Annotated in this window: 19 protein-coding genes and 1 riboswitch; of the genes, 3 read left to right on the forward strand and 16 right to left on the reverse strand. The window is 67.8% G+C overall.

Annotation, left to right across the window (positions count from 1 at the left end):
• Nucleotides 1–26: 26 nt before the first annotated feature.
• The 9 genes from JWJ88_RS01235 to cbiE form a co-directional block, all read right to left on the reverse strand.
• Entirely contained in the window at nt 27–182 is a 156-nt protein-coding gene (locus tag JWJ88_RS01235; RefSeq protein ID WP_155984334.1) for a hypothetical protein, read from the reverse strand.
• 101 nt (nt 183–283) lie between these two features.
• A complete protein-coding gene (locus tag JWJ88_RS01240) occupies nt 284–868 on the reverse strand; it encodes a cytochrome b/b6 domain-containing protein (RefSeq protein WP_205294311.1) in 585 nt (194 codons plus the stop codon).
• Nucleotides 868–1,323 (reverse strand): c-type cytochrome, encoded by a 456-nt coding sequence (locus JWJ88_RS01245; RefSeq protein ID WP_205294312.1) that lies wholly within the window; start codon nt 1,321–1,323, stop codon nt 868–870. Before JWJ88_RS01245 ends, JWJ88_RS01240 begins: the two co-directional genes overlap by 1 nt.
• 367 nt (nt 1,324–1,690) lie before the next feature.
• Nucleotides 1,691–1,999 carry a DUF1636 family protein gene (locus JWJ88_RS01250; protein ID WP_205294313.1) on the reverse strand — a complete coding sequence of 103 codons (309 nt, stop codon included), beginning with the start codon at nt 1,997–1,999 and terminating at the stop codon, nt 1,691–1,693.
• A complete protein-coding gene (cobF, locus tag JWJ88_RS01255) occupies nt 1,984–2,745 on the reverse strand; it encodes a precorrin-6A synthase (deacetylating) (protein ID WP_205294314.1) in 762 nt (253 codons plus the stop codon). The genes JWJ88_RS01250 and cobF overlap by 16 nt, the downstream gene beginning before the upstream one ends.
• A complete protein-coding gene (locus tag JWJ88_RS01260; RefSeq protein ID WP_205294315.1) occupies nt 2,742–4,034 on the reverse strand; it encodes a cobyrinate a,c-diamide synthase in 1,293 nt (430 codons plus the stop codon). Before JWJ88_RS01260 ends, cobF begins: the two co-directional genes overlap by 4 nt.
• Nucleotides 4,031–4,804 carry a precorrin-4 C(11)-methyltransferase gene (gene cobM / locus JWJ88_RS01265; protein WP_205294316.1) on the reverse strand — a complete coding sequence of 258 codons (774 nt, stop codon included), beginning with the start codon at nt 4,802–4,804 and terminating at the stop codon, nt 4,031–4,033. The genes JWJ88_RS01260 and cobM overlap by 4 nt, the downstream gene beginning before the upstream one ends.
• Nucleotides 4,801–5,151, reverse strand: a complete 351-nt coding sequence (locus tag JWJ88_RS01270; RefSeq protein ID WP_205294317.1) for a cobalamin biosynthesis protein — start codon at nt 5,149–5,151, stop codon at nt 4,801–4,803. Before JWJ88_RS01270 ends, cobM begins: the two co-directional genes overlap by 4 nt.
• Nucleotides 5,148–6,323, reverse strand: coding sequence for a precorrin-6y C5,15-methyltransferase (decarboxylating) subunit CbiE (gene cbiE / locus JWJ88_RS01275; protein ID WP_205294318.1), 1,176 nt, complete (start codon nt 6,321–6,323; stop codon nt 5,148–5,150). The genes JWJ88_RS01270 and cbiE overlap by 4 nt, the downstream gene beginning before the upstream one ends.
• A gap of 1 nt (nt 6,324) precedes the next feature.
• Between cbiE and JWJ88_RS01280 the strand changes: the two genes are divergently transcribed.
• Nucleotides 6,325–7,059 carry a cobalt-precorrin-6A reductase gene (locus tag JWJ88_RS01280; protein WP_205295088.1) on the forward strand — a complete coding sequence of 245 codons (735 nt, stop codon included), beginning with the start codon at nt 6,325–6,327 and terminating at the stop codon, nt 7,057–7,059.
• On the opposite strand, the gene cobJ is transcribed toward JWJ88_RS01280, so the two are convergent.
• The 7 genes from cobJ to JWJ88_RS01315 are packed head-to-tail and all read right to left on the reverse strand — an operon-like array spanning nt 7,035 to nt 14,889.
• Nucleotides 7,035–7,763 carry a precorrin-3B C(17)-methyltransferase gene (gene cobJ / locus JWJ88_RS01285; RefSeq protein ID WP_205294319.1) on the reverse strand — a complete coding sequence of 243 codons (729 nt, stop codon included), beginning with the start codon at nt 7,761–7,763 and terminating at the stop codon, nt 7,035–7,037. The genes JWJ88_RS01280 and cobJ overlap by 25 nt on opposite strands.
• Complete coding sequence (gene cobI / locus JWJ88_RS01290) at nt 7,760–8,497, reverse strand: precorrin-2 C(20)-methyltransferase (RefSeq protein ID WP_205294320.1); 738 nt, start codon at nt 8,495–8,497, stop codon at nt 7,760–7,762. Before cobI ends, cobJ begins: the two co-directional genes overlap by 4 nt.
• A 2-nt stretch (nt 8,498–8,499) precedes the next feature.
• Nucleotides 8,500–9,129, reverse strand: coding sequence for a precorrin-8X methylmutase (locus JWJ88_RS01295; protein WP_205294321.1), 630 nt, complete (start codon nt 9,127–9,129; stop codon nt 8,500–8,502).
• Between the two features lie 57 nt (nt 9,130–9,186).
• On the reverse strand, nt 9,187–10,323 hold the full coding sequence (locus JWJ88_RS01300; RefSeq protein ID WP_240200170.1) for a precorrin-3B synthase: 1,137 nt from the start codon (nt 10,321–10,323) through the stop codon (nt 9,187–9,189).
• On the reverse strand, nt 10,320–13,493 hold the full coding sequence (gene cobN, locus JWJ88_RS01305; RefSeq protein ID WP_205295089.1) for a cobaltochelatase subunit CobN: 3,174 nt from the start codon (nt 13,491–13,493) through the stop codon (nt 10,320–10,322). The genes JWJ88_RS01300 and cobN overlap by 4 nt, the downstream gene beginning before the upstream one ends.
• Before the next feature lie 4 nt (nt 13,494–13,497).
• Nucleotides 13,498–14,532, reverse strand: coding sequence for a cobalamin biosynthesis protein CobW (cobW, locus tag JWJ88_RS01310; RefSeq protein ID WP_205294323.1), 1,035 nt, complete (start codon nt 14,530–14,532; stop codon nt 13,498–13,500).
• Nucleotides 14,533–14,535: 3 nt separating this feature from the next.
• Nucleotides 14,536–14,889: a DUF1636 domain-containing protein gene (locus JWJ88_RS01315; RefSeq protein ID WP_205294324.1), complete on the reverse strand. Its 354-nt coding sequence runs from the start codon at nt 14,887–14,889 to the stop codon at nt 14,536–14,538.
• Between the two features lie 74 nt (nt 14,890–14,963).
• Nucleotides 14,964–15,165: riboswitch (cobalamin riboswitch) on the reverse strand.
• Nucleotides 15,166–15,202: 37 nt separating this feature from the next.
• Here JWJ88_RS01315 and cobO point away from each other — a divergent pair.
• Together cobO and JWJ88_RS01325 are read left to right on the forward strand one after the other, a co-directional pair.
• Complete coding sequence (gene cobO / locus JWJ88_RS01320; RefSeq protein WP_205294325.1) at nt 15,203–15,814, forward strand: cob(I)yrinic acid a,c-diamide adenosyltransferase; 612 nt, start codon at nt 15,203–15,205, stop codon at nt 15,812–15,814.
• A 4-nt stretch (nt 15,815–15,818) separates the two neighbouring features.
• On the forward strand, nt 15,819–16,223 hold the full coding sequence (locus JWJ88_RS01325) for a DUF1801 domain-containing protein (RefSeq protein WP_205294326.1): 405 nt from the start codon (nt 15,819–15,821) through the stop codon (nt 16,221–16,223).
• Nucleotides 16,224–16,241 lie beyond the last annotated feature (18 nt).

The following is a 16,241-nucleotide window of genomic DNA, read 5'->3' on the forward strand; positions in this document are numbered from 1 at the left end:
GGGGCTGTCTGGTCCCGCCCTTTACGCTAGCTGTTCACGCTCGGCGCGGGGGCCGGGCTTTCGGTCGGCGTGGTCGCCGCGGTCTGGTCGCTGGATACTTTCTTGTGGCCGGGGCAATCCGCAAGCGCGGGAATTGCAGCCATCGAAAATGCCAGCGCGAGGGCGACGGTCTTGCTGATCATCATCGGCTCCTTCGTGCGGTTCAGGCGTGCCGGACCGGCCAAGGCGCTGGCCCGGCATGTCCCAGCGTGACACGAGGGGGCGATTCGATCAATTCCGCCGGCTATTCTTCACGGACCTGTTTACGGCCTGTGATCATCGGCCCCACCAGATCCTCGCGCTTCCAGAAGCGATAGAACAGGATGATCGCGATGTGCAGCAGGACAAGGATCAGGATCAGCGTGGCGCCCATATTGTGCCAGCCCACCGCCTTGGTCCGGGTGGCGCTGCTGACGTAAGAGGCCAGCGGGCCGACATTTATATAATCGTCGGGGTCCGAGATCAGCCCGCTTGTCACCTGCGCCGCCAGCACCGCCAGCATGGCGATGACCGACAGCGCGCCCAGCGGGTTATGGCCGGGCCAATAGCTGGGCTGGCGCAGGAACATGCCGCGCATATAGCCCGCGATGGCGCCCGGCCCGCGCAGGAAATGCGAGAACCGGGCCGGGGGGGGACCGAAAAATCCCCAGATCAGGCGAAAGATCAGCAGGCCCGCCACGACATAGCCGCACCAGAAATGCAGCGTCATCTTGGCCGGACCGAACTTGCCCAGACACCATCCCGCGATCACGAAAAAGGCCAGCAGCCAGTGGAACCCGCGCAGCAGTGGGTCCCACAACCGGACCTCTCGGATGACGGGGCCTTGCATCAGCTCTTTTCGCGATAGTTGTCGTGACAGGCCTTGCAGGCGCCGCCCAGCTTCTGGACCACCGCGCCGACATCGCCCACGCCTCCCCTGACCGCGTCCGAAGCGCCGGTCGCCGCCTCGCCCAGATTGGCGAATTTTGCGCGAAAATCCTCGGGGTTGGCCCAGATGTCGGGTCTGGCTGCGCTGTTCTGGGCGTCGGCGGAGCTGCTGCCCTCGATGAACAGGCTGGGCAGGTCGAAATGCGTCAACGCCTCGATATTGGCTGCGGCACGGCTGGCTGCGGCTTCGTCAAAGTCCAGATCGCCCTTGGCCATGCCGGAAAGCGTGCCCATGTTGATGGCCAGCATCTGGTAAAAACCATGGCGGGCCTTGATGGCCTGTTCGACCGGATCGTTCTGGGCAAGGCTGGCAAGCGGAACCGCAGCAAGAGCGGCGGCAGTAAGTATCAGGCGCATGTCGTCGTTCCTCTTATGTGGCGTATGGCTGCAATCGGGTTCGCGCCGGATCAGAGTTGCACAGCCCGCCCAGCCTGCCAACGCATCGGTAATGCCATTTTCGTGAAAACCCTTGGCCTCGCGGAGCTTTTCCTGCGCCAACGCTGGCTTTTTTCCGCTGCTGGTCTGCCTGAATGGTCAATATTTGGGCAAAACCACTCTATCCTTGGTTGCGTGCACATGCGGGGCTTGCACCATGCTGCGTTGCGGCGCAGGCTGGAATGGACGGGCCGCACCGCCCGTTACCCCGCGCCGCACGGGGTTCTTCTGGCAGTAACTGCCGTCCATGCCGCGTCTCCTCCCTCCGCGCGGTATGGGCGGCGGCTTTTCAGCCCGCGGGGATGCGCAGCTTCAGGCAAAAGCGCAGCCGCCCGCAAGGCCGGGCATCCGCGATCCAGCCATCGGGTGCTGCCAGATAGGCGCGGATCGTTGCCGCCACATCGGCGGCATCCTTTGCGCACAGGTCGTGGAACAGATAGGCGCCGCGTCCGGGCGCCTGCAGTGCCATCACCACCGGTCGGGCATCGCGCGCATGCAGCGCCGCACGGCGCAAGGCAACGCCGGGACCAAGACCGCTTAGCGCGTCGGCCAGCGCATCTGCCCTGGCGCCCGGTGGCAGGGTCAGCGTGACCGGCATCGCTCGATCAGGTAGATGTCCATGATCCAGCCATGCTCGGTCCGGGCGCGGGCGCGGGTGTCAAGGATGTGTGCCGCGACCTCGGGCAGCGGCCCTTGGATCAAAAGCTGGTTCGGCATGCCCAGGAAAGCCCCCCACCAGATATGCAATCCCTTAGGATCGAGGTGCTGGAATGAGCATTCCCCGTCCAGCATCACCACCAGCCGGTCCAAGTTCCCATTCACCATCTCGGGCCAGCCATGGTCGCGGATCTGGCGGCCGGTGGTGATCTGCACCGAGGCGCCCACTGCATTCAGCGGTATGGCATGGGCGGCGCACAGCGCCTGTATCGCGGTGATGCCGGGGATGACGCGCAGGCGCAGCGGCAGGCGGCGCGCCACCCGTTCCGCGATGCGCAGCGTGCTGTCGTAAAGCGAGGGATCGCCCCAGACCAGCAGTGCCGGCCGAAGGGCGCCATGGTCGCGGATCACCTGTTCCCATCGGGTGGCGATGGCGTCGTGCCACGCCTCGACCCCCTGCCTGTAACCGTCTCTGACGTCGCGCAGGGGCATGTCGAACAGGGCCAACGGCGGAGGGCTGGTCAGCACCTGCTGGCAAAGCGCGCGTCGGAGATCGGCCAGATCGGCCTTGTCGTCGCCCTTTGCGGGTATCAGGATCAGGTCGGCATCCGCCATGGCGGCGATACCTTCGCGCGTCAGGTGGCCGGGACTGCCTGTGCCGATGCCGATCAGCGCAAGCTCGATCATGGCGCTTCTCCGATCAGATGGAAGAAGGTGCCGGTGGCATGGCCGCGGCGCGAGCCGGTCTCGGGGACCGTATCGCCATTCGCATCGGTGACTTGGGCCAGCGGCGCGTCGGGCTGGGCAAGAATCGTGGCATAGTGGAACTCGTGTCCCGCAAGTGCGCGCTGGTAAAGCCCGGCCAAAGGCGCGGCGCGGCGATAGCCAAGGTGCATCCGACACTTTTCATAGCTGGTCTCCAGCCCCAGCAGCCCGGCCATGCGATGCCGTGTGCCGTCCGCATCGATCAAGCCCGCCCCCATGGCCATATAGCCGCCGCATTCGCCATGCACTGGGCGGGTTTCGGCAAAGCGGCGCAGCCCGTCGCGGAACTGTGCGGCCTGTGCCAATTGGCCCGCGTGAAGTTCGGGATAGCCACCCGGCAGCCAGCAGACCCCGGCACTTTCGTCGGGTGCCTGATCCGCCAGCGGGGAAAAGGGCAGGATGGTCGCCCCCGCCGCGCGCCATCCGGCAACCAGATGCGGATAGACAAAGGAAAATGCGTCGTCCTGCGCCAGCGCGATGCGTTCGGCAGGCGGCGGCAGTTGGCTGAAAGGCTGTGTCGCGATGCCGCCCGAGGCTGCGGCGATGATGGCGTCAAGGTCCAGATGTTGCGCCGCCGCCTTGCCCGCCGCAAGCAGCAAGGCATCCAGCGCCGCGTGTTCCTGCGCCTGCACAAGGCCCAGATGCCGCTCGGGCAGCTCTATCCCGGCGGCGCGCGGCAGGACACCCAGCACCGGGATGGCCAGCGCGTCCAGCGCGTGCCGCATCAACGCCTCGTGCCGGGGCGAGGCAACGCGGTTCAGCACCACGCCCGCCAAACGCACATCGCGGCGCATCTCGCGAAATCCCAGCGCGATGGCGCCGGCCGATTGCGCCTGCCCCTTGCAATCCATGACCAGCACCACCGGCCAGCCGGTCAGCGCCGCGACGTCGGCGCTGGCGCCGTTGCCGCAGCCGCCCGCGCGGGCCACGCCGTCGAACAGCCCCATCGAACCCTCGGCCAACGCGATATCCGCGCCCGTGGCCGCGCCAATCAGATGCGCGATCTGCGCCCGGCCCATGGCCCAACTGTCCAGATTAAAGGATTCGCGTCCAGCCGCCGCGCGGTGAAAGGCCGGGTCGATATAGTCAGGCCCGCTTTTGAAAGGCTGCACGACCAGCCCCCGGGCGCGCAACGCCGCGATCAGCCCCAGTGTGACCGTCGTCTTGCCCGACCCCGAGGCCGGCGCGCTGATGACCAGACCGCGCGTCATTCGGGGAACCTCGGCTCGGTGCCCACAGGGCGAAAGCGGCGGTCGTAATCGCCGGCATAAAGCCGGCTTTCGTCAAAGCTTTCGGCTGCCAGCGCCCGGCCGACAAGGATCAGCGCCGTGCGTTCCCCCGCGCCGATGCCGGGGTCCAGTGAGCCCAGCGTGGCGCGGATGATGCGTTGGTCCGGCCAACTGGCGCGGAACACCACGGCCACCGGGCAATCCGCGCCGTAATGCGGGATCAGCTCTGCCTGCACCCGGTCCAGCACATGCACCGACAGGTGGATCGCCAGCGTCGCGCCGGTGGCGGCGAAATTGGCCAGCCGCTCACCCTCGGGCATGGCGGAGGCGCGGCCAGAGGTCCGCGTCAGCACCACCGACTGCGCCACACCCGGCAGGGTCAGTTCCGCCTCCAGCGCCGCTGCGGCCGCGGCAAAAGAGGGCACGCCGGGCGTCACGTCATAGGGGATGCCCAGTTCGCGCAGTCGCCGCAATTGTTCGCCCATGGCCGACCAGACCGACAGGTCGCCCGAATGCAGCCGCGCTACGTCATGGCCGGCCTGATGTGCGGCAGCGATCTCGGTCATGATCTGGTCAAGGTCCATCGGTGCGGTGTTCACGATCCGCGCCCCCGGTGGACAATGACCCAGCAGCGCCTGCGGCACCAACGAGCCGGCATAAAGGCAGACCGGGCAAGCGGCGATCAGGTCGCGCCCGCGCAGGGTGATCAGATCGGCCGCGCCGGGGCCGGCACCGATGAAATGGACGGTCATACGGGATCTCCTTCTGCGATGGCGGCGGTGGCCATGCGGTCTTGCGAGGTGATGCGGGTGGTCACGATGCGTGCGCCGGGGCCGAGCGCCGCGATGGCGGCGGCCTCGGCCAGCGAGCCGGTGCCGTGCAGGGCAAGGATACGCGGCGATTGCGTGGGGGTGGCGATGCCGCCGACCTCGACGGCGATCAGCGGCAGCCCGGTCTGTGCGGCCAGCGCCTGAATGACCGGGGCCTGCGCCTTGGCGCGGCTGGTCGCCAGCGCGTCGGCCCGACCTGCGCGGGCCAGTGCCTCGGCCAGCGAGGCAAGGCTGGCCGTGCGTCGAAAACCGATGCCCGCAACCCTCATGGCCAGCTCCATTGCGTGACGCTGCGGGCCGGAGTCCAGCCGCGCATCCGGCCAAGGGGCGCGGCCTCTTCCAGCGCGATCCGGGTCAGGCTGCCGCCGCGCCTTGCGTGCAGGTCCAGAAGCAGCGCCTCGGTCTCAAGCGTGACCGCGTTTACCACAAGACGGGCGGTGGCGGGCAGGGCGTCGACCAGCGCCGCACCGGAGCCGCCGCCGATAAAGATTGCATCGGGGGGCGGCAGAGCGTCCAAAGCCTCGGGTGCGGCGCCATGCAGGGGGCGCATGCGGTCCGCCAGCCCGAAGGCCGCAATATTCGCGACAATATTGGCGATACGATCGGCGCGTGGCTCAATGGTCATGGCGCGGCCGCCGTTCAGGCACCATTCCACGCTGACAGAGCCAGAGCCGCCGCCGATATCCCACAGCATTTCACCCGGTCTTGGCCCCAGTGCCGCCAGTGTCACCGCGCGGATGGCGCGTTTGGTGATCTGGCCGTCATGGGCAAAACTGTCGTCGGGCAGGCCGAATCCGCGCGGCAGGCCCGCACCGCGGGGCAGATCAGCCCCGTCCAAAGCCACGGCGACGGGGGCGGTGCAGTCAAGCGCGAAGCCTTTGGCGCGTGTCTCGCGGATGCGTTCGCGGGGCCCGCCAAGCGCCTCCAGAACCACCATGCGAGTGGCGCCCAGACCCTGTGCGGCCAGCCATTCGGCAAGCTGCGCCGGGGCGGTGGCATCGCGCAACAGGCAGATCGCCCGCGCCCCCCGTGCCATTACCGGGCGCAGCCGTGCGAAGGGGGTGGCATGCAGGCCAAGGCAGGCCGTCTCTTCCAGCCGCCAGCCCATCCTTGCGGCAGCCAGAGAAAAGGCGCCCGGTGTGGGAAAGGCCCGCCATTCTTCCGCAGGCAGGACGGCGGCGATGCTGCCGCCCGCGCCATGCCAGAACGGATCGCCCGACACCAACGCCGCCACGCTTTGCCCGCGCAGCGCCAACAGGGGCTCAAGGCCGAAGGGCACCGGCCATTCCCGCGCCCGTTGGCGGGCGATTCCCGCCAGCCTCAGATGCCGGGGCGCGCCGAAGACGATTTTTGCCCGATCCAGCGCATCGCGGGTTGCAGGTGGCAGGCCCGCAAGTCCATCTTCGCCCAGACCGATAATGGAAAGCCAGGGATCACCCATGATGCGTATCCTTTTGCTGGGCGGCACCACCGAGGGAGGCGAGATGGCCCGGACGCTGGCCGAGGCCGGCGTGGACGCGGTCTATTCCTATGCCGGACGCACGGCCGATCCGGTGCCGCAGCCGCTGCCCACCCGCATCGGCGGTTTCGGCGGTCCCGAGGGGCTGGCCGATTACCTGCGGACCCAGCGCGTCAGCCATGTCATCGACGCCACCCATCCCTTTGCCGAAAGCATGAGCCGCAACGCCGTCACCGCCTGCGCCGCCACGGGCACGGCGCTGATCGCGCTGGAGCGCCCGCCGTGGGTTGCAGTGCCCGGGGACCGCTGGCTTCACGCAGCGGATTTCGAATCCGCCGCCGCTGCATTGCCCGCCGACGGTTCGACGGTGTTTCTGGCCATTGGACGGCAGAACCTGCAACCCTTTGTCGGGCTGAACCATCTGTGGATGCTGCGTTTCGCCGAAGTGGCCGCGCACCCGTTGCACGATGCCACGCTGATCGTGTCGCGCGGGCCCTTTACCATTGCGGGCGACGTTGCGCTGATGCGCCGCCATGCCATCAGCCATGTGGTCGCCAAAAATGCCGGGGGTGCTGCGGCCGAAGCCAAGCTGGCTGCCGCGCGCGAACTGGGGCTGCCTGTGATCATGATCGACCGACCCGCCTTGCCGCTGCGCCGCGTCACCGCCGCGCCTGCCGAGGTGATGAACTGGCTTCATGGTGCGGATCGCGGGGTATAGACCCACGCCCCGACCCTGCGCGTTGCGCCGTTGCCCAGAATGACCACGGTGCGCATGTCGGCCATGTCGGGGCGGGCCTCGGCCAGCGTGACGGTGCGGATGCTTTCGTCCGGGGTCGAGACGGCGCGCGCGAACGAGATGAGCCGCCCGGGGCCGCAGGTGTCGCGCAGGATCTCCAGCGCGCGGGCGAAACCCTCGGGCCGGGACCTTGAGCGCGGGTTGTAAAGGGCCATGGCGAAATCGGCCTCGGCTGCCAGCCGCAACCGGCGCTCGATCAAGGCCCAGGGCTTGAGGTTGTCCGACAGGTTGATGGCGCAGAAATCGTGACCCAGCGGCGCGCCGATCCGGGCGCTTGCGGCCAGCATGGCGGTAATACCGGGCAGGATACGGATATCGGGCGCCGGGTCATACCCCTCCAGCGCCTCGAACAATGCCGAGGCCATGGCAAAGACCCCCGGATCGCCTGACGAGACCACCACGACACGCCGCCCATCCGCCGCGAGATCAAGCGCGAAACGTGCCCGCTGCAATTCGACGCGGTTGTCGGAAGGGTGCAGAACCAACCCCGGACGCGGGGCAATGCGGGCGACATAGGGGATATAGCCCACGACGTCGGTGGCCTCGGCCAGTGCTGCCTGCACCTCGGGCGTGACCAGATCGGCAGCGCCCGGACCAAGGCCCGCCACAACGACCCAGCCGCTCATTCCGCGGCATCCGCCAAGGGGCGGCGGCCATTGCCATGGACCAGCACGGTGGCGAAATAGGGGCAGGCGTCCAGATCGGCCTGCGACAGGGGCGTTACGCGCTGGTTGGGCATGGTGCCGCGTTCGACCAGCCAAGCGTCGGCGATGCGACCGGCCGAGGCAAGGGCGCGGGCGATCTTGGGCAGGTTGCGGCCGGTTTTCATCACCACCACCGCGTTGGCGGCGCGGATATGGCGGGCAAGGTCGGCTTCGGGCAGGGTGCCCATTAGGACCGTCATTGCATCGTCGCCCCATGTCATCGGTTGGCCGATGGCATTCCAGCAACCGGTCATTCCGGGGATGCCGGGGATGATCTCGACCGTGGCGATATCTTGCAGCCGCGCGTGCAGATGCATGAACGAGCCGTAAAACAGCGGGTCGCCCTCGCACAGCACCACCACGTCGGATTTTGCCGCCAACTCTGCCAGCCGTGCCGTCCAGTCGTCGTAAAAGGCCGAAAGCAGCCGGTTATATTCCGGGCTGTCAAAGGGAATTTCGGTGGTGACCGGGTACTCCATCGCATGTTCGACGACGTCGGAGGCCAGCATCTCGGCCACGATACGGCGTGCCTGACCTGCGCGGCCCTTTTTGCGGAAATACGCGATCTGCCGCGCGCCGCGAATGGCGCGGTCGGCACGGACCGAGATCAGGTCGGGATCGCCCGGGCCAAGGCCCGCACAGATGATCTTGCCCATTGCTATTCCTTTCGGCTTGCCAGCGCGTTGACGGCGGCGACGGTGATGGCCGAGCCGCCAAGCCGCCCGCGCACGATTAGCGACGGGGTCGGCAGATCGGCCATCAGCGCCGCCTTGGATTCGGCCGCGCCGACGAAACCGACCGGGCAGCCGATGATCGCTGCGGGACGCGGACAGGCCGGGTTCCGCAGCATGTTCAGCAGGTGAAACAGCGCGGTCGGCGCATTGCCGATGGCGACCACCGCGCCTGCCAGATCGTCGCGCCACAGCTCCAGCGCGGCGGCGCTGCGCGTGTTGCCCATCCGCGCCGCCAGTTCGGGCACGGATGGGTCGTTCAGCGTGCAGATGACACGGTTGGCGGCGGGCAGGCGGGCGCGGGTAATGCCTTCGCTGACCATGCGCGCATCGCACAGGATCGGCGCGCCTGCGTTCAGCGCATCGCGCGCAGCCGGGGCCATGCCGGGCGAAAACTCTACCTCCCGCTCCAGCCCGACCAGCCCGGCGGCATGGATCATGCGCACCACGACCGGCTCTTCGTCGGGGTCGAAACGGGTCAGGTCGGCCTCGGCCCGGATGGTGGCAAAGGACTGCGCGTAGATCCGCGCGCCGTCGGTTTCATATTGGTGCAGCATCGGGGCGGTTCCGTGGGCTGGTTGTGGCTGATTCATGCGGGCGGGTGTCGGAAAGGGTCACAGCGGGATGCGATGCGGCGAAAGGTTGCCTTGCACGGCGGGATCGTTCGGGCCGCCGTCCCGGATCAGGTCGAAACGGTCAGGTGCCTTGGCCAGCAACGTAACCGAGGCCGCGCCGCGATAGGCACAGCCCTTGGCGCAGCCGCTGACATGCAGGCTTTGCCCGGCGCGCAGACGCGGCGCGAGCGCCCGGGCCAGTCCCCGCACATCGGCGAGCGCTTGCGGACAGCGGGGCGCGCCGGTGCAGGCATGGATGCGCAGCAGCGGGTCATCGAGGTCCATGATCGCGCCCGGGATCAGCGGCTGGCGTGCGCCCTCGATCAACAGCGCGCGCCATGGTGTCAGACGCAACGGGCCAAGCGCGGCTGCGGCGGTCAGTTGTGCGGGCGTGATCTGACCAAAGGCAAAGCCCAGCAGCCATCCGTTCGGCGCAGGGCCGGGGCCGGTGTCGGGCACGGAGTAGGACGATGGCGGGGGTGCAAGCGGCTTTGCGCCCGGCGGCGGGGCGGGGTTGCGGCGCAGGAGGTCACGCATCCGCCCACGCCCGTCTTGCACACCGTCCTGCATGAACCAGCGCGCCAGATCGACAGCCCGGTTTGCGGCCTCGGCCACGTCCGCCGCCTTTAGCGACCAGTCGCCGCCATCGGGCACGATCCGCCAGCCCGAGCCACTTGGGCGCAGCCGGATGTCCGAGGGTGTGTCGGCCAATGCCAAGGTGTCAGTATCGACGGCGAAGCCGAACTTGCCGGGCACCTGCGGCGCATCGGGTGCGGTCATCGCGGCGGCAATGGCCTCGGCCAGTCGCCAGGCGGCGCTGCCCACGGGGGCAAAGGGCGACAGGATCACGTTGCGCCGCGCCTCGGCCGCCTCGTCGCGGTCGATCAGGCCGATGCCTGCAAGGGCGGCGACGGCCTCGGCATGACCCGCATGATCCAGGCCCCGCAACTGCAGGTTGGCCCGGCTGGTCAGGTCCATCAGCCCATTGCCGCAACGCGCCGCAAGCCCGGCGATCAGCCGTGCCTGATCGGGTTCCAGCCGGCCGTTCCGCGTCCTGATACGCAGCACCAGCCCATCGCCCGAGGCCATCGGCCGCAAAGCGCCGGGACACCAGCCCTTGATCTCGAAACCGGTCACGGCGTTATCCCCAGCCAGTTGCGCCGCGTGACCCATAGGCCGGATTCCAGCAGCCGTGCGAACATGGCGCGCAGGGCGGCCAGTGCAGCCGGGTTTTCGCGTTCCATGAAGGCCACCACCTCGGGCCGGCCAAGGGTCGCATCGTGATAAAGGTCGAAAAGATGGGCGGGCACCACGCCGGCCAGATTGGCGAATGCGGCCATGTGGTCCAGCGTCGCCGCGATCTCGGCCGCGCCGCGAAAGCCGTGCCGCATCATCCCGTCGGTCCAGATGGGGTTGGCGGCGCGGGCGCGGGTGACGCGGGCGATCTCTTCGGGCAGGCTGCGGGCGCGGGGCGCGTCGGGCCGGGTGGCGTCAAGGTGGTAAAGGGCGGGTGCCGCGGCACCGATCCGCGCCATGGCGGCCGCAAAACCCGCCTCATGCGCGGCATAGTCGCTGGCCAGCAGCAGGTCGGATTCCGGCAGGTCCTGCGCATGGACAAAGGCATCGGCCCGGGCCAGACGGTCGCGGATCGCCTGCGGCTCATGCCGGATGGTGCCGTCGGCACCGATGGCGTGGGACGAGGCGGCAAGCCACGCCTCGCCTGCCGCTGCCCGCGCCTGTGGGTCAAAACTCTCGGCCAGCCTGGTGATGCCGATGCCGAAGGAGCCCGGCTTGGGACCGAAGACACGGGGCGTGCGGGATAGATAGGGGTTGTCGTCGCGGGTCTCATCGCGGGTGGAAAGCGCCTCGGCCCCGGTTTCGAAGAGTTGCGCGAGGCCCGGAAAGATGTCGCGGAAAAGCCCCGAAACCCGCAAGGTCACGTCGATGCGCGGGCGGCCCAGTTCGGCCAGCGGCAAGATCTCGATCCCGCAGACGCGACCCGAGGCGGCGTCCCAGCGCGGCGCCATCCCCGCCAGATGCAGCGCCATGGCGAAATCCTCGCCCGCCGTGCGCATTGTGGCGCTGCCCCACAGGTCAACCACCAGCCCGTGCGGCCAGTCGCCGTGGTCCTGCAGATGGCGGCGCAGCAGTTCCTCGGCCAGTTTCACGCCCTGCGCATGGGCATGGCGGCTGGGCACGGCGCGTGGATCGACGGAGAAGAGGTTGCGCCCCGTGGGCAGCACGTCCTGCCGGCCCCGCGCCGGCGATCCCGAGGGGCCGGGCGCGACCCGCCGACCCGCCAGCGCCGTGGCCAGCCCCGCGCGCTCACTGTCGGCGCAAGGACCGGTGCCATAGACATGCAGCCCATCGCCAAAGCGGCTGTCCTTGAGATCGCAAAGAAAGCGGTCGATCAGCGGGATCGCTTCGGCCGGCGCGGCGTCGGGGGGCAGGCCAAGGTCGGCCTCGACCCCGGCGGCGCGGGCCTCGTCGCGGATGGCAAGGATCAGCCGGTCGCGGCGGCGCGGGTCCAGCCCGTCGGCGGTGGAGTATTCGTCAAGCAGCCGCTCCAGATACGTCAGGCTTTCGGGAATCGCCGACTGCGCCAAGGGCGGCGGCAGATGGCCCAAGGTGACGGCGGAAAGCCTGCGCTTGGCCTGCGCGGCCTCGCCCGGGTCATTGACGATAAAGGGATAGACCACGGGCAGATCGCCCAGCAGTGCCTGCGGCCAGCATGCGTCCGAAAGCGCCACAGACTTGCCCGGCAGCCACTCCAGCGTGCCATGCGCGCCCATGTGGACCAGAACATCGGCCTGTGTCCGCAGCCACAGGTAAAAGGCGACATAGGCATGGCGCGGGGTGCGGGACAGGTCGTGGTAATCCTCGGACCGGGTTTTCACCTCGCCGCGTTCGGGTTGCAACGCGATCAGGTCGTCGCCATGGCGGAGCGCGGCAAAGCGAAAGCCGTCCGGGGCCTCGGTTTTGGGCTCGCCCCAGGCGGCGGCAAGGTCCTCGCGCAGGCGCTGGGGCAGGCCGGCCAGCGCACGGAGGTAATCCGAAAGCGGCCAGTCGATGCCTTCGGTCATCAACCGCCGGCCCAGATCGTCATGCGGGATGCCAAGGATTTCACCGGTCGAGGCCAGCGCGTCCAGCCCGACCGCATGGGCCAGTTGATGCGATTTGCCGGGATAGGTCGAAAGGACTACCGCCTTGCGCGTGCCCTTGCGCAGGTGGTGCCACGCCCGGATGCGACCCACGGCCGAGGCGATCCGGCCCGCATCGGGGGCGTGGATCAGGCGCGAGAACTCCAGCGCCGTGTCGCGCGGCTGCGGGGCCTTGAAACTGACCGCGCCCAGAAAGATGCGTCCGTCCACCTCGGGCAGCACGACATGCATGGCCAGATCGGCGGCGGAAAGCCCGCGATCCTCGGCAGCCCACAGCGCGCGGGGGGCGGTGGACAGCGCCACCTGAAACACCGGGCAATCCGTGCCGTCAAAGGGTGTGGCGCCCTGATCGTCGTGGGCGGAAAAGGCGGTCATGTTCACCACCGCCGCAAGGCCCGGCAGATGCGGGGCCAGCCATTCCGCGAAACCCGGCACCTTCAGCGAAGGCGCGAAAACCCCGCTCGCGTTGAAGCCTGCCTTACGCAAGGCGCGGATCATCGCATCCACCGGCGCAAGATCGGCCGATGTCAGATAGCTGCGATAAAAGCTGACCAGAACCGGATTTGCACCGAATGCCGGATTTGCGATGACGCCTGCCTGCGGGTCGTAGAACCCCCATTGCGGAATTGTGGCCTGACCAGTGACCGGGCCTGCGGTCAACCCGGCAGCCTGTGCCAGCTCTGCCAGCGCCATTTGCGCAGCGACCGCGCCGCCCTGTTCGCTAAGCGCCGATAAGTGGCGCAGCACCGGCACCGGCAGGGTCGAAAGGCGGTCCAGCGTCGGGTCGGGCCGCCCGTCCGCCGGCAGGAACGCCAGCGCGATCCCCCGCCGCCGCGCCATATCCTGCAGGCTGGCGGCACCATAGGACCAATAGGGCTCGCCGCCGATCAGCCGGACCAGCACCGCGCGGGCACCCAAAAGCGTCGTCTCGCAATACTGATCGACCGAGACGGGATGGCGCAGCGCCGACAGGTTGCACAGCCGCAGCGGCGGCAGCCCCCCTTGCGCACGGTGCCACCCCGCCGCGAAAGCGCCAAGGTCGCTGTCGGAATAGGACAGCACCACCAGATCGGCAGGGCTTTGGCCGGGGTCGGTCGGGACCTCGGTTTCCTCAAGCCCATGGCTTTCGCGAAAGACGACGTGCATGGCGTCAGGCGGCCAGAACCGCCCGGATCGCGGCCTCGTCGATGTCGTCATGTTCGGCGATCACGACAAGACGCGAGGCGCGTGGCTGGTCGCCCCATGGGCGGTCGTATTGATGGCGCACTCGCTCTCCCACCGCTTGCACCAACAGGCGCATGGGTTTGCCCGCGACGGCGACGTGACCCTTGACGCGCAGGATGTTCTGTTCGCGGGCCAGCCGCTCGATGCGGGCGGCAAGGTCCAGGGGGTCGGCGATCTCGGCCAGTTCGATCACGACCGAGTCGAAATCGTCATGTTCATGGTCGTCCGCGCCGTCGTGGTGGCTGGGGCGGGCGGCAAGGTCGTCCTCGGCGGCGGCGCCCAGTCCCAGGATCACGCGCGGGTCGATCACGCCATCGGTCAGGGGCAGGATCGGCAGCTTGCGCGGGGCCTCGGCCTCGATAACGGCGCGGGCGGCGGCAAGGCCGTGCTCGCCGGCCAGATCGGCTTTCGACAGCAGCACGATATCGGCGCAGGCGATCTGGTCCTCGAAGACCTCGGACAGGGGCGTTTCATGGTCGAGGCTGGGGTCAGTTGCCCGCTGCGCCTCGACTGCGGCCTCGTCCGGGGCAAATCGCCCCGCCGCCACCGCCTCGGCATCGGCCACAGCGATCACGCCGTCCACGGTGATGCGCGAGCGGATCGCCGGCCAGTCGAATGCCTTGAGCAAGGGCTTGGGCAGCGCAAGGCCCGAGGTCTCGATCAGGATATGATCGGGCTTGGAGGGCATCGCCATCAGCTTTTCCAGCGTCGGGATGAAATCGTCGGCGACGGTGCAGCAGATGCAGCCGTTCGACAGCTCCATGATGTTTTCCGCCGGGCAGTTGTCGTCGGCGCAGCTTTTCAGGATCTCGCCATCGACCCCCATGGTGCCGAATTCATTGACCAGAACCGCCAGCCGCTTGCCCTGTGGCTGCGACATCAGGTGACGGATCAGCGTTGTCTTGCCGGCGCCGAGAAAGCCGGTGATGACGGTCACGGGGGTCTTGGTCAGATCGCTCATGTCTTATCCAATCGGTGGAATACGCGCGAGGCTGCGCTTGCGGAAAATTGTGACGCGTTCGCGCCAGGACACGATACCGTCGGTGGTGCCGGCATAGGCTGCGGCCCCGGCAAGGATCTGGGGTGCGTCCTCGGCCGTCATATGGCCATAGACATAGGTCCAGCGGCCCGGCGCCGACAGCGCGATGGCGGCGCCATTGGTGCAGGCGGACAGGCATTCCACGGGGACGATGCGCACACCTTCGGGGGTTTCCTGAGCGGTCAGGGCATCATGCAGCCGCGCGCCGGGAACCGGCTCACCGTCGAGGACGGGGTGGCTGGCGCGGCAGGTAATGCAGACATGCAGCGTGACGATCATGCGCCCTTATCCATCAAGGCGGCGCGAGGCAGGGCAATATGACCCAAGCCCCAGCAGGAACACCCCGTCCGCCGGTCAAATCCTTCGCGCTGGCAGGTCTCCCGGCTTGCGGATTCGGGCTTTTGGCCCACGGGCACCCCGCCTTCCCGGCTTTCGCCAGTGGCTTTGGGGCGACCTTTCCGGTCACGGTCGCGGGGGCGGCTGCTTTCAGGCGCAAGCCTGTCGCATTCCCTCTTCGCCTGTCGTAGGACAGGAACCAGCGCCAATTGTCTGTGCGCGCCCGGTCCCGACTTGTCAAGCAAAGGAGTCCCCGATGCAGACCGACGACAATACCCGCCACGCCGAAAAAATGGCCAAGATCAAGGTCGCCCGCGATAAGATGATGCAGGACAAGCAGGGCGAAAAGGGCCTGATCGTCGTCCATACCGGCAAGGGCAAGGGCAAGTCCTCGTCCGGGTTCGGCATGATCCTGCGTTGCATTGCGCATGAGATGCCCTGCGCCGTGGTGCAGTTCATCAAGGGCGGCTGGGATACGGGCGAACGTCGGGTGCTGACCACGCATTTCGGCGATCTCTGCCGGTTCCACGTCATGGGCGAGGGCTTTACCTGGGAAACCCAGGACCGCGAGCGTGACATCGCTGCCGCCCGCGCCGGTTGGGAAAAGGCCAAGGAGCTGATCCGCGATCCGGACATCCGCATGGTGCTGTTGGATGAAATCAACATCGCACTGCGCTATGATTATCTGGAACTGGACGAGGTGCTGGCGTTTTTGCGCGATGAGAAACCGCCCATGACCCATGTGGTCCTGACCGGACGCAACGCCAAGCCCGAACTGATCGAACTGGCCGATCTGGTGACGGAGATGGAGCAGATCAAGCATCCCTTCCGCGCCGGCATCAAGGCCCAGCCGGGAGTGGAGTTCTAGACCGATGGACAAGCCGAAGCTGCTTTCGGGTGGCAACCCGCAGATCCCCAAGGGTTATGGCGAGGCCCCCATCAGGGCCTATATCGCCGCGATGCCGGGCTGGAAGCGGGATATCGGCCAAAAGCTGGACGATATCATCACCCGCACCCAGCCGGGGGTGAAGAAGGCGGTGAAATGGAACTCGCCCTTTTACGGGGTCGAAGAGGGGCATTGGTTCCTGAGCTTTCACTGCATGACGAAATACATCAAGATTGGCTTCTTTCGCGGCGCGCAGCTTGAGCCGATGCCGCCCGTCGCCTCGAAACAGCCGGAGGTGCGCTACCTGCACATCCCCGAAGGGCCGTTCGACGAGGAGCAATTTGCCGATTGGGTCCGGCAGGCCAGCCAATTGCCCGGCGAAAAGATGTAGGCGGACGCGGCGGTTGGC

The organism is Paracoccus methylovorus (genome assembly GCF_016919705.1).
Classification (GTDB): domain Bacteria; phylum Pseudomonadota; class Alphaproteobacteria; order Rhodobacterales; family Rhodobacteraceae; genus Paracoccus; species Paracoccus methylovorus.

Bases quoted from the DNA above. Each gene is read 5' to 3' on its own strand.
- JWJ88_RS01235 (WP_155984334.1), bottom strand. From the start codon at position 182: ATGATCAGCAAGACCGTCGCCCTCGCGCTGGCATTTTCGATGGCTGCA.
- JWJ88_RS01240 (WP_205294311.1), bottom strand. From the start codon at position 868: ATGCAAGGCCCCGTCATCCGAGAGGTCCGGTTGTGGGACCCACTGCTG.
- JWJ88_RS01245 (WP_205294312.1), bottom strand. From the start codon at position 1,323: ATGCGCCTGATACTTACTGCCGCCGCTCTTGCTGCGGTTCCGCTTGCC.
- JWJ88_RS01250 (WP_205294313.1), bottom strand. From the start codon at position 1,999: ATGCCGGTCACGCTGACCCTGCCACCGGGCGCCAGGGCAGATGCGCTG.
- cobF (WP_205294314.1), bottom strand. From the start codon at position 2,745: ATGATCGAGCTTGCGCTGATCGGCATCGGCACAGGCAGTCCCGGCCAC.
- JWJ88_RS01260 (WP_205294315.1), bottom strand. From the start codon at position 4,034: ATGACGCGCGGTCTGGTCATCAGCGCGCCGGCCTCGGGGTCGGGCAAG.
- cobM (WP_205294316.1), bottom strand. From the start codon at position 4,804: ATGACCGTCCATTTCATCGGTGCCGGCCCCGGCGCGGCCGATCTGATC.
- JWJ88_RS01270 (WP_205294317.1), bottom strand. From the start codon at position 5,151: ATGAGGGTTGCGGGCATCGGTTTTCGACGCACGGCCAGCCTTGCCTCG.
- cbiE (WP_205294318.1), bottom strand. From the start codon at position 6,323: ATGGGTGATCCCTGGCTTTCCATTATCGGTCTGGGCGAAGATGGACTT.
- JWJ88_RS01280 (WP_205295088.1), top strand. From the start codon at position 6,325: ATGCGTATCCTTTTGCTGGGCGGCACCACCGAGGGAGGCGAGATGGCC.
- cobJ (WP_205294319.1), bottom strand. From the start codon at position 7,763: ATGAGCGGCTGGGTCGTTGTGGCGGGCCTTGGTCCGGGCGCTGCCGAT.
- cobI (WP_205294320.1), bottom strand. From the start codon at position 8,497: ATGGGCAAGATCATCTGTGCGGGCCTTGGCCCGGGCGATCCCGACCTG.
- JWJ88_RS01295 (WP_205294321.1), bottom strand. From the start codon at position 9,129: ATGCTGCACCAATATGAAACCGACGGCGCGCGGATCTACGCGCAGTCC.
- cobN (WP_205295089.1), bottom strand. From the start codon at position 13,493: ATGCACGTCGTCTTTCGCGAAAGCCATGGGCTTGAGGAAACCGAGGTC.
- cobW (WP_205294323.1), bottom strand. From the start codon at position 14,532: ATGAGCGATCTGACCAAGACCCCCGTGACCGTCATCACCGGCTTTCTC.
- JWJ88_RS01315 (WP_205294324.1), bottom strand. From the start codon at position 14,889: ATGATCGTCACGCTGCATGTCTGCATTACCTGCCGCGCCAGCCACCCC.
- cobO (WP_205294325.1), top strand. From the start codon at position 15,203: ATGCAGACCGACGACAATACCCGCCACGCCGAAAAAATGGCCAAGATC.
- JWJ88_RS01325 (WP_205294326.1), top strand. From the start codon at position 15,819: ATGGACAAGCCGAAGCTGCTTTCGGGTGGCAACCCGCAGATCCCCAAG.